This is a genomic window from Treponema sp. UBA3813 (assembly GCA_002368605.1).
In the GTDB taxonomy this organism is placed as follows: Bacteria; Spirochaetota; Spirochaetia; order Treponematales; family Treponemataceae; genus Treponema_D.
Map to the genome: position 1 here is coordinate 25,517 of DFEB01000054.1, position 10,219 is coordinate 35,735.

12 protein-coding genes and 1 pseudogene are annotated in these 10,219 nt (G+C 44.8%); 7 read left to right on the forward strand and 6 right to left on the reverse strand.

Annotation, left to right across the window (positions count from 1 at the left end; all coding sequences use genetic code 11):
• The first annotated feature begins 13 nt into the window (after positions 1–13).
• Together B2089_RS09100 and B2089_RS09105 are read left to right on the forward strand one after the other, a co-directional pair.
• On the forward strand, positions 14–310 hold the full coding sequence (locus tag B2089_RS09100; RefSeq protein ID WP_296323858.1) for a thiamine-binding protein: 297 nt from the start codon (positions 14–16) through the stop codon (positions 308–310).
• A gap of 21 nt (positions 311–331) precedes the next feature.
• Positions 332–1,012, forward strand: a complete 681-nt coding sequence (locus tag B2089_RS09105) for a thiamine phosphate synthase (protein WP_296323856.1) — start codon at positions 332–334, stop codon at positions 1,010–1,012.
• On the opposite strand, the gene B2089_RS09110 is transcribed toward B2089_RS09105, so the two are convergent.
• The 4 genes from B2089_RS09110 to pflB form a co-directional block, all read right to left on the reverse strand.
• The gene (locus B2089_RS09110) at positions 1,009–2,022 is read right to left on the reverse strand and encodes an ABC transporter substrate-binding protein (protein ID WP_296323853.1); all 1,014 of its coding nucleotides are present in this window, start codon (positions 2,020–2,022) and stop codon (positions 1,009–1,011) included. The genes B2089_RS09105 and B2089_RS09110 overlap by 4 nt on opposite strands.
• A 10-nt stretch (positions 2,023–2,032) precedes the next feature.
• Positions 2,033–2,785, reverse strand: a complete 753-nt coding sequence (gene pflA / locus B2089_RS09115; RefSeq protein WP_296323850.1) for a pyruvate formate-lyase-activating protein — start codon at positions 2,783–2,785, stop codon at positions 2,033–2,035.
• Positions 2,755–2,913: a hypothetical protein gene (locus B2089_RS09120; protein ID WP_296323848.1), complete on the reverse strand. Its 159-nt coding sequence runs from the start codon at positions 2,911–2,913 to the stop codon at positions 2,755–2,757. Before B2089_RS09120 ends, pflA begins: the two co-directional genes overlap by 31 nt.
• A 232-nt stretch (positions 2,914–3,145) precedes the next feature.
• The gene (gene pflB / locus B2089_RS09125; RefSeq protein ID WP_296686874.1) at positions 3,146–5,485 is read right to left on the reverse strand and encodes a formate C-acetyltransferase; all 2,340 of its coding nucleotides are present in this window, start codon (positions 5,483–5,485) and stop codon (positions 3,146–3,148) included.
• 600 nt (positions 5,486–6,085) lie between these two features.
• Between pflB and B2089_RS09130 the strand changes: the two genes are divergently transcribed.
• From B2089_RS09130 to B2089_RS09150, 5 genes are read left to right on the forward strand one after another with little or no spacing between them, the layout of a single operon-like run.
• On the forward strand, positions 6,086–6,580 hold the full coding sequence (locus tag B2089_RS09130) for a hypothetical protein (RefSeq protein WP_296322052.1): 495 nt from the start codon (positions 6,086–6,088) through the stop codon (positions 6,578–6,580).
• A gap of 7 nt (positions 6,581–6,587) precedes the next feature.
• On the forward strand, positions 6,588–6,752 hold the full coding sequence (locus B2089_RS09135; RefSeq protein ID WP_296322049.1) for a hypothetical protein: 165 nt from the start codon (positions 6,588–6,590) through the stop codon (positions 6,750–6,752).
• 15 nt (positions 6,753–6,767) lie between these two features.
• Complete coding sequence (locus B2089_RS09140) at positions 6,768–6,989, forward strand: DUF3791 domain-containing protein (RefSeq protein ID WP_296322045.1); 222 nt, start codon at positions 6,768–6,770, stop codon at positions 6,987–6,989.
• On the forward strand, positions 6,986–7,477 hold the full coding sequence (locus tag B2089_RS09145) for a DUF3990 domain-containing protein (RefSeq protein ID WP_296322042.1): 492 nt from the start codon (positions 6,986–6,988) through the stop codon (positions 7,475–7,477). The genes B2089_RS09140 and B2089_RS09145 overlap by 4 nt, the downstream gene beginning before the upstream one ends.
• Positions 7,474–7,692, forward strand: coding sequence for a hypothetical protein (locus B2089_RS09150; protein ID WP_296322039.1), 219 nt, complete (start codon positions 7,474–7,476; stop codon positions 7,690–7,692). The genes B2089_RS09145 and B2089_RS09150 overlap by 4 nt, the downstream gene beginning before the upstream one ends.
• A gap of 113 nt (positions 7,693–7,805) precedes the next feature.
• On the opposite strand, the gene B2089_RS09155 is transcribed toward B2089_RS09150, so the two are convergent.
• Positions 7,806–8,426: a hypothetical protein gene (locus B2089_RS09155; protein ID WP_296686883.1), complete on the reverse strand. Its 621-nt coding sequence runs from the start codon at positions 8,424–8,426 to the stop codon at positions 7,806–7,808.
• A pseudogene (gene lysS / locus B2089_RS09160) lies at positions 8,400–10,010 on the reverse strand (lysine--tRNA ligase); the annotation flags it as partial. The pseudogene lysS and the gene B2089_RS09155, both read right to left, overlap by 27 nt.
• Positions 10,011–10,219: the final 209 nt, after the last annotated feature.

Sequence of the window (10,219 nt, forward strand, 5' to 3'; positions counted from 1 at the left end):
AGCCAGAGAAAAAATGAACACATTGATTGCACTTGCCATTGCACCGGTAGGAACAGGCGATGAACTTTCTGCAGAGGTTGCTGAAGTAGTAAAAGTAATCCGTGAATCAGGATTACCCAACAAAACTTCCTCAATGTTCACCGAAATTGAGGGAGAATACGACAAGGTTATGGAAGTCGTCAAAAAAGCGACCTTCGTTCTTGCCGAAAAGGGAATCCGCACCGAAGTCGTGCTTAAAATGGATATCCGACCTGGTTACACTGACACCATGAGCGGAAAATTAGAGAGACTTGAAGAGCATCTCAAATAAAGCAAACAAAAGGAATAAAAAATGAAAGTTGATATAAGCGCATATCTTGTCGTTGGCCGGGAAAACACAAATGGTCGCCCTGTCGCACAAATCGTTTCCGACGCGGTGAAGGCAGGCTTTACCTGTGTCCAAATACGTTCAAAAACCGCCAGCGCCCTTGAGATGATTGAAGATTGCCGGGAATCTGCAAAAGCAATCGCCGAACTTGGAAAATCTGAGAGCGTTGCCCTTCTCGTGGACGACCGCCTTGACATCGTGCTTGCCGCCCGCGAAATGGGAATCAAAGTTGACGGCCTTCATGTAGGTCAGAGCGACATTCCGGTTTCAATTTGCCGGAAATTCTTGGGAAAAGACTCGATTATTGGTCTTTCTGCTCCCACAAAAGATTTGATTGATTATGTTCAGTCTGCTGATGTAAGTCAAATCGATTATTTCGGGGCAGGCCCTGTCCATGAGACGGCCACAAAACCCGATTGCGGCATGGACGAAAACGGAAAGGTTATTACAAAGACTTTTGAAGAATTGGCCGAACTTGGAAAGAAAAGCCCCATTCCAGTGGTAGTAGGCGGGGGCGTAAAGTTAAAAGACATCGCCCCACTTAAAGAAAGTGGCGTCGGCGGATTTTTTGTAGTTTCCGCAGTAGCCGGAGCCGAAAGCCCCTATGCCGCCGCGAAAGAATTAGCCGACGCCTGGAAGAATTAGTATTGTCTTGTTGGCAAAATTGCCGCCGCATTTGACTGATCGAAAACAGCCTCATTGACATACTGAATTTTTTCGACTGAGCCGCCGTTTTCGAGAGTATTGATAATTTCAGCAACGCGTGGACCATGGAGAGGGTTGCACTCGCAAGCACAGTTGATTTCGCCTGCAATCATGCTGAGAAATACATCATGACCGGCATCAAATGTGATGATTATGATGTCTTCGCCTGGTTTTTTACCAGCAGCCTTGATTGCTTCAATTGCGCCCAAAGCCATATCATCATTTTCTGCAAAAAGAACATTGATTTTGTTGATTCCGACTTCTTTGATAATCTCTTCCATTGCCTTTTTGCCACCGTCTTTGCGGAAGTCACCTGATTTCTGTGCGATAAGGTTCCAGTTTGGATGTGATTGAATTCCTTCTTCGATACCCTGAGTTCGGCCTACCTGAGCAGAAGCACCCAGTGTTCCCTGAATGTCAACAATGTTAAGGTCTTCATTTGAAAGTCCTTTTCCGTCAAGGTAGCCTTCGAGCCATTTTACGCCATCGCGACCTTCTTTAAGAAAGTTTCCGCCGACCCAGCAGAGATAAAGGCTGTCATCTTCAAGCTTCATCTGGCGGTCAGAAAGAATTACTGGAATTGCGGCTGCTTTAGCTTCTTTAAGAACTTCATCCCAGCCAGTTTCGATAACCGGGGCAACGACGATATAATCAACATTCTGTGCGATAAAGTCGCGGATTGCGGCAATCTGAACTTCCTGATTTCCGTCTGCATCGATATAAATGAGGTCATAGCCGTTTGCAGGTGTCATAGTTGTTTTAAATGAGGATGAATTAGCGGTTCTCCATACAGATTCATGACCGACCTGAGCATAACCGACTTTAATTGTACGATTTGAAGTCTGGCGTGAAACTACTTCGCCTGATTTTGTTTCAGCTTTTTTGTTACAACCAGTGAATAAAAGAAGGGCAAGGGCGATAATGCTTGCCGTTACTAATAATTTTTTCATTAAAATCTCCTTATTCTTTCCATTTTATATATTTTTCGCATTCAAGTATAGACCGCGCATTTTCCACACGCTCCATCGTAGGACTTTCAGTTTTTTCGAGGGGGTAAGGAATCCCCAAATCCTTGTACTTAGTGATTGCAAGCCCGTGATATGGCAGGATTTCCACCCGTTCCACATTGTGCAGAGTGCGGATAAAATCGCGGGTCTGGGTGAGATATTCGTCATTGTCGGTGATTCCCGGAACCAAAACATGTCGGATCCAGATTGGCTTTTTGATTTCGTCAAGGTAGGCGAACATTTCCCGCACATTTTTACCGCTACAGCCTGTGAGTTTTTTGTGTTCGTCCTCATTTATGTGCTTTATGTCCACGAGGAGAATGTCAGTTACTTCCATTAACTTTTTGAATTTCTCAAACCATTCGCCTTCTTTTTTGAAAGGCCCGCCCGCAGTATCGATACAAGTATTGATGTTGCGCTCTTTTGCCTTTGTGAAAAGCTCTGTCAGAAAATCAATCTGAGCCAGTGGCTCTCCGCCAGAGACCGTGATTCCGCCTTTTTTGCCCCAGAAATCCCGGCAGCTCTCAGCCTCGTTCAAAAGTTCATCGGCTGTGTAGAGTTTTCCGCGAGTCATTTCCCAGGTGTCAGGATTGTGGCAGTAAAGGCAGCGGAAAGGACAGCCCGAAAAGAAAATGATGAAGCGGCTTCCAGGCCCGTCAGCACAGCCGAAAGATTCTAACTGATGAATATATCCTTGTAATGCCATTTAGTACCTCTGTTTGCAATCGCGCAAGGGATTGTAGTGGCGGCGAAGCCGTTCGGTAGCAATGGGATTGTCGGGTCTGGCTCGACAATGACAGTGCGGACGAATGAAGCGACAGCGTAACCACGCAAAGCCCGCCCCTGCCTTTGGCAGGGGGGCGCCCACCTTTTTATGAAAACCGAGCAGGATTCATTGTAACAAATCACGCTGATTTTATAAAAAAGACGGAAAATGCAAAAAGGGGCGGAAGTGAGGTTCCGACAAAAAGTCGCTTGAACTTGTTCACCGCGACTTTTATGGCGGGTTCTCACTGGGAGCCCCTTTTTGTTTTATCTAGTGTTTGTTTATGACACCAGTTGTTTATTACAATGAAGCGTGGCAGGTTCGTGCGATAACATCGTCCTGCTGCTCTTTTGTAAGGTTGATGAAGCGGACTGCGTAACCAGAAACGCGTACTGTGAAGTTTGCGTACTCAGGTTTCTCAGGATGAGCCTGGCAGTCCTTGAGCTTCTCTACGCCGAAGACGTTTACATTCAAGTGGTGTGAGCCGCGTGAGAAGTATCCGTCGAGGACGTTTACGAGGTTGTCGATTCGCTCGTTCTCATCGTGTCCCAAAGCAGACGGGTTGATTGTCTGTGTGTTTGAGATACCGTCGAGAGCATAGTGATAAGGAAGTTTAGCGACAGATTTGAGTGATTTTACGAGACCCTTTGTCTCTGCACCGTAAGCCGGGTTAGCTCCTGGAGAGAATGGCTCGTGAGCTTTTCGTCCGTCAGGCAATGCGCCAGTTGCTTTTCCGTAAACAACATTTGAAGTAATTGTAAGGATAGAAGTTGTCGGCTCTGCATTGCGGTATGTGTGATGCTTCTTGATTTTGCCGATGAAGGTTTTCAAGAGCCATACTGCGATGTCATCTGCGCGGTCATCGTCCTGTCCGTAGCGTGGGAAGTCGCCGTCAATCTCAAAGTCGTAAGCCATGTTCTTTGCTGTTCCGATGACAGCCTTTGTTTTGCGGTCATGGATGTCGAAGTCACGGCGGAGAACTCGGACTTTTGCATATTTGATTGCAGAAAGTGAGTCAACGACATGTGAGAAGCCTGCGATACCAGTAGCGAATGTTCGTTTGACATCTGTGTCTTCGAGAGCCAGCTCAGCGGCCTCGTAGTAGTATTTGTCGTGCATGTAGTGGATTGCGTTGAGTGCATTGACATAAAGACCTGCGAGCCAGTCAAGCATTGCATCGTATTTTGCGATAACTTCATCATAATCAAGATATTCTGAAGTGATTGGAGCGAGCTCCGGTCCTACCTGAACGCCTGGTGTGAGACCTGCTTCCTCGTCTTTTCCGCCGTTGATAGCGTAAAGAAGGGCTTTTGCGAGGTTAGCGCGTGCTCCGAAGAACTGCATTTCTTTACCAGTCTGAGTTGCTGAAACACAGCAGCAGATTGAGTAGTCATCACCCCAGATTGGGCGCATTACATCGTCGTTCTCGTACTGGATTGAAGACGTATCGATAGAAATTTTTGCAGCGTATTTGCGGAAAGCCTCTGGCAATCTCTTTGAGTAGAGGACTGTCATGTTTGGCTCTGGGCTTGGTCCCATGTTTTCGAGAGTGTGGAGGAAGCGGAAGTCGTTCTTTGTGACCATTGAGCGGCCGTCCTGTCCCAAACCGCCGACTTCGAGGGTTGCCCAAACCGGGTCACCTGAGAAGAGCTGATTGTAAGATTCGATTCGGGCGAAGCGAACCATGCGGGCTTTCATTACCAGGTGGTCAATGAGTTCCTGAGCCTGGCTTTCTGTGATGATTCCTGCCTTCAAGTCGCGCTCAATGTAGATGTCGAGGAATGTTGAAACACGACCAATCGACATAGCGGCACCGTTCTGTGTTTTGATTGCGGCAAGGTAGCCGAAGTAGAGCCACTGAACGGCCTCTTTTGCGTTTTTAGCAGGCTGAGAAATGTCGAATCCGTAGATTTTTGCCATTTCTTTCATGCCGTTGAGGGCTTTAATCTGCTCAGCGACTTCTTCGCGGAGGCGGATAACATCATCTGTCATTGTTCCGTCACCGATGTTGGCGAAATCAGCCTTTTTCTGGGCGATAAGGAAATCGATACCGTAGAGGGCAACGCGGCGATAGTCACCGACGATTCGGCCTCGTCCGTATGTGTCAGGCAAACCTGTAAGGATGTGGGCTGAACGGGCTTTATGAATCTCAGGAGTGTAAACATCAAAAACAGCCTGATTGTGTGTCTTGTGATATTCAGTGAAGATTTTGTGAAGCTCAGGATTTGGCTTGTAGCCGTACATTTCGCAAGACTGCTCAGCCATTCGGATTCCACCGTAAGGCATGAAGGCTCTTTTAAGAGGCTTGTCAGTCTGAAGACCTACAACCTGCTCCAAGTCCTTTAATTTCTCGTCGATGTAGCCGGCTCCGTGAGAAGTGAGACCTGTTACGACATCGGTATCCATGTCAAGAACGCCGCTTCTTTCTTTACCGTCAAGACCAACTGATTTTTTGTTGTGCTCAGCCTTCTGGAGTTCCTGCAACTTGTCGAACAATTTGTTTGTTGCGTCGGTTGGGCCTGCCAAGAATGACTGGTCTCCGTCATAAGGTGTGTAGTTTTCCTGGATGAAGTCGCGTACATTGATTTCTTCTTTCCAGAGTCGTCCGTAGAATCCTTTCCAGGCTTCCTGTTCTGCCATAAAAAATCTCCTATAAAATTATTTTGAATCACCTGGAGATAAAAGCCGAAGAAAGCGCATGGAGACACCGAAACACTAAAGTTCGCAATGGAAAGAGAAGTGAAAAGATGTGACCAAAACAACTTAAAGGGGCTTGTAGTTTCCAAGCAATATCGGATGCAATGCAACCGTGTTCTGATAACAATAATATAGCGAAAAAGTTAGACTTAGACAATAGAATTTTGAAAAATAGCGCTTTTGTTTTTGGTTCTATGTAAAATTACGCTACGGGTAGTGTAAGAATCAAATATCAGGGCGCCACGGCTAAAGCCGTCGGGCTATCCGCCGTTACGCGCTATCCGCGCTCCATTCCTCCGCTCGCACAGCTCGCTTCGGAACAGCCCTTACGGGCTGCGGCTACTATCCCTGGCGCAGGGGTAAAAATTTTTTATTTTGCAACATATACTGTAAATTATGTCGATTTTGTGTTACAGTGTTACGAAAGAATAAAAATGCAAGTAACTAAAATAAATAATCGCCGTTATTTCGAAAGAAGTGCATAAAAATAGGTTTTATCTGCGAGAATATTGAAAAGAGATTTGTGCTTAACAGGAGCAAAAGATGACAAAAAAGCATACACAGGTTGAGACTTTTACACATGCATATTATCAAGGATTGATTGTTGATATTGGAAACATGAGAAAGTTAAAAACTTATGTTCCTGCACAAGACAAAAATAAAATGTTTTTAGATAAAAAACTTGGTGAAATTTCAACTATGACAGATATTCCAGAGTTTACATATCCTAAGATTACAAATCGTGCAAGAACAATTTATACAATCTGGTTCAACGAGCGAGAAATGCCGAGTGCGTTTTATGAAGTTGAGCACTCAACAAATATAATCAATTCATTGAATAAATTTTTTGAACTGCAAGATTTCAGGGCAAGGTTTTGTATTGTTGCTGACAAAAAAAGGAAAAACGAGTTTGACGATAAAATCAGTCAATCCATATATCTGCCGATAAAACCTTTAGTTGATTTTATAGACTATGAGACACTTGCAAGTCAGCATTCAAAGATGTCAGAGTTGTTTAATAGCCCTATGGTATTATGAGGTCAGAATGTCAGGGAAAAGAAAATTTCTTGTGTATTTCTATAAAGATAATTTTACAATACGATGGTACAATTATGTTTATGCAGCTGACATTGATGATGCATGGCTTATGGCAGAATCTTTATACGGAAAAGGAAACATAGAATCTATATCGCTAGAGCCGAAAAATTAGATAGGGGAAGATAAATTGTCTGATGAATTGTTTCAAAAAAAAGCAGAATTTGTCTCGTGGTGTATAGAAGAATATGCTGTTGCAAAGTCTATGAATGGTCGTGATGTTGCAAATATGTTTTCAGAAAAGAAAGTTCTTGATTTTTTGAGTAGTCATTATGAAATTTTGCATACACAGGGAAAGTCTTATATCATTGAAACAATCGAAGATTTTGTAAGGACAGGAGAGGTAAAATGAAAATATATCATGGTGGTTTTTCAGAAGTTTCTTCTCCAAAAATCTTAAAACCAGGTCACACAATGGATTTCGGAAACGGCTTTTACACAACGACAAGTTTTGACCAGGCAAAGAAGTGGTCTCTTATAAAAAAAGACAGGTTTCATTACGAAATGGCCGTTGTCTCGACATTTGAACTGGATAATGAGATTTTTAAAACACCTGAACTGAAATCAAAAGTATTCCATAAAGCTGATGAAGAATGGTTAGATTTTGTAATGTCAAACCGTCAGAATATTCATTTTTCTTATGATTATGATGTTGTTATGGGTGCTGTCGCAAACGATAATGTTTATGCCAGCTTGAACTTATATGAAGACGGTTTTTTGAGCAAAAAAGAGCTTCTTGAAGAACTTATGACTTGGAAATATGTTGACCAGATTTGCTTTCATACCGAAAAATCTTTGAAATATCTAAAATTCATAAAATCAGAGGAGGTGTTCAAATGATTCGTCCGCAGGTTACACAGAAGAATGTTCATCTGTTCATTCCAAACAAAGTCTCAAAAATCTGCTCAGAATTGGCAAAGACAGAGAATCTTTCTCTTAATGAATCCATCCTTAAATTCTATAATTCATCAGCATACGAAACTCTAAGCCGTGAATCTTCCAAACTGTGGCAAGAAGGTTGGGTTTATGTATATCAGATGATGAGTAATTCATAAATTTTTACACTTTTTGGCACCACTTTTGCGAAAAAAAAGCAGGACAGAAGCGAACTTCAAATCCTGCTGCCTGTATAGCTATAAAATTGCCGCATAAGGATGTGCGGTTCTATTTACTTAACTTTTCCGTCTTTGTATTTTTCGACAGAGAGGAATTTGCCGTCAGCACCGATTTTCTTTCCGTCAAGAAGAACGAAGCCGTCTTTTGTGTAAAGACCCATTTCAGCGAACTTGTCTGCCTTAACGAAGCACATTTCAGCCACATCTTCTGGAACAGGGTAGCCCTCCGGCTCAAGGATTGTTCCCGGCTGGAACTGGGGCGCGAAAATGACTTCGCATGTGTCTTCGGCTGTGTTGGGGTCGCTTGCTGCAAGGAGCATACCGTTTGAGCGGACTCCGCGGAAGTTTGCAGGCTTTAAGTTGTAGACAAGCACGATGTTCTTTCCCAGAAGTTCTTCCGGCTTATAGAATTTTACGATTGAGCTTACAATCTGGCGAGGCTCCTCGTCCCCTGTGTTGAGTGTGAGAATGTAAAGGAATTCGCCTCCCGGATGCTGCTCGACCTTTTCGATTTTGCTGACTTTAAGAATTACACGGCGGCTGAATCGCTCTGCCAGTGGAAGCTGGTCGATTTCGGCCGGAGTGAGCTTTTTAGAGGCTGCCTTTTGGGCAAGCTTTTCTGCCGAAACGGCATCAACTGTTGAGAGGAGCTTTTCAAGACGCTCTTTTCCGATGATTCGCATGAAGCTTCCCAATCGCGGGCCCTGGTCTTTTCCGATGAGGGCTGTGTAAAGGGCAAGGAAAAGCTGTTTTGCGTCCAAGCCCAGCGCGGTCGCCACATCGTAAATCGCCTGCTGGCAGTCTTTGTCAGTCTGGAATGAGTCGATTTTTGGCACGACATCAGAAAGCACTTTTTTGACGGCGGCTGCCATCTCTTCTGAAAGCTGGGCTCGTTTTCCTTCCTTGCGGAGAGAGAAGCACATGTCAGGAGCGCAGTCAGGGGCAGATTCGTTGATCCAGTACCATGCACATGCGCATCGTTTGCGGAGAGTTTCTTCCTGTTCTGGCTTAACATCGCCCAGAGACTTGATTACAGCGTCAGCGTCTCCTGAATATGTCTGCAAGAGGGTGGTCAAAAGCCGGAACGGAACCTGATAGGGCATTACTTTCGGCATGTCGGCAATCTGGCTCAACTCATAAAGGCGTTTTTCGCGGAGAAGGAGCTGCTCTCGTTTTGCAGGATCCTTTTCTTTAGGCTCTTCCACACCCCAGACCAAGCGTTCTGTTCTGTCGTAGGCCTCGTAAATTGTGATTACATCCAGGTCAAAGCTGATTGAGAACTCGTGGTCAACCTTGTTTGAAGCGAAAATGTAGCGCAAAACTTCCGGCTGGTAGACTTCGAGAGCATCAACCAAAGAAATTACCTTTCCTTTTGAGGAAGACATTTTTCCAGGAACGCCCTTGAGCTTAACGAAATCGTATTTCATGGTGACAGGAGCGTCCCAGCCGTAAAGTCTTTTTGAGACCAGTTTTGCAGTGTCGTAAGAGCCACCCGGTGAGATGTGATCTTTTCCGCCCGGCTCGAAGCAAACTTTCTCTTCGTTCCAGCGCATTGGCCAGTCAACTCGCCAGCCCAGCTTGAATTCTTTTGAGGTGCGGAGGTCGCCTTTTTCGATATGTCCGCAAGACTTGCACTTGTAAGTGATTCCGTACTCGCCGTCGTATTCGAGGATTTCTGTCTCGTCCTTGTTGCACTTGCAGCAGAAGGCGGCTACGGGCCAGTAAACGTCACTGTCCTTCATTTTGTGCTCGTCGTCACGGTATTCGTTGAGGCAGGCCTTGATTACATCCCGCTTCTGCATGGCGATTTTCATGCCTTCAGCGTATCGGTTTGCACGGTAACGGCTTGCCTGATACAAAAATTCAGGGTGGATTCCCACGCGGGGAAGCTGAGTCTCAATGTCAACTTCGTGGTGGCGGGCATAGTTTTCATCGCGGCCAAAGGTATCTGGAACCATGGTGATTGGATAGCGAAGATATTTTGAAAGTTCCTCTGGCTTTGGCATGTTGGCAGGAACTTTTCGGAAGACATCGTAGTCGTCCCAAGAGTAAATGAAGCGCACATTCTTGCCTCGGTCACGGAGGGCGCGCACGACTAAATCAACCGTGATGATTTCGCGGAAGTTTCCGATATGGACGGTGCCAGAGGGAGTGATTCCTGAAGCGCAGGTGTATGAATCCCGCTCTCCCTTCTGCTTGATGATTCGTTCAGCCTGCTGGTCAGCCCAGTGGCAGAGTTCTTTTTCATTTCTAGACATAGTTTTTCTATTATAATGAAATGCAAGGGCTTAGACAATGAAGCGCGGAATAGGAAACTAGGGAAGCTATAGATAACTTCGAGTTTATGTATTATAGTAAAGTTGACTTTAAGAATATTTAAAGAGGTTTTATGAAAAGAATACAAAAAATTCTGATTTTGACACTTTTGTCTCTGCTGTTGTTTTCTGCCGGGTGCAAAAGAAGTGAG

Excerpts from the sequence above, each read along its gene's own strand:
- B2089_RS09100 (WP_296323858.1), top strand. The coding sequence starts at position 14 with ATGAACACATTGATTGCACTTGCCATTGCACCGGTAGGAACAGGCGAT.
- B2089_RS09105 (WP_296323856.1), top strand. The coding sequence starts at position 332 with ATGAAAGTTGATATAAGCGCATATCTTGTCGTTGGCCGGGAAAACACA.
- B2089_RS09110 (WP_296323853.1), bottom strand. The coding sequence starts at position 2,022 with ATGAAAAAATTATTAGTAACGGCAAGCATTATCGCCCTTGCCCTTCTT.
- pflA (WP_296323850.1), bottom strand. The coding sequence starts at position 2,785 with ATGGCATTACAAGGATATATTCATCAGTTAGAATCTTTCGGCTGTGCT.
- pflB (WP_296686874.1), bottom strand. The coding sequence starts at position 5,485 with ATGGCAGAACAGGAAGCCTGGAAAGGATTCTACGGACGACTCTGGAAA.
- B2089_RS09130 (WP_296322052.1), top strand. The coding sequence starts at position 6,086 with ATGACAAAAAAGCATACACAGGTTGAGACTTTTACACATGCATATTAT.
- B2089_RS09135 (WP_296322049.1), top strand. The coding sequence starts at position 6,588 with ATGTCAGGGAAAAGAAAATTTCTTGTGTATTTCTATAAAGATAATTTT.
- B2089_RS09145 (WP_296322042.1), top strand. The coding sequence starts at position 6,986 with ATGAAAATATATCATGGTGGTTTTTCAGAAGTTTCTTCTCCAAAAATC.
- B2089_RS09150 (WP_296322039.1), top strand. The coding sequence starts at position 7,474 with ATGATTCGTCCGCAGGTTACACAGAAGAATGTTCATCTGTTCATTCCA.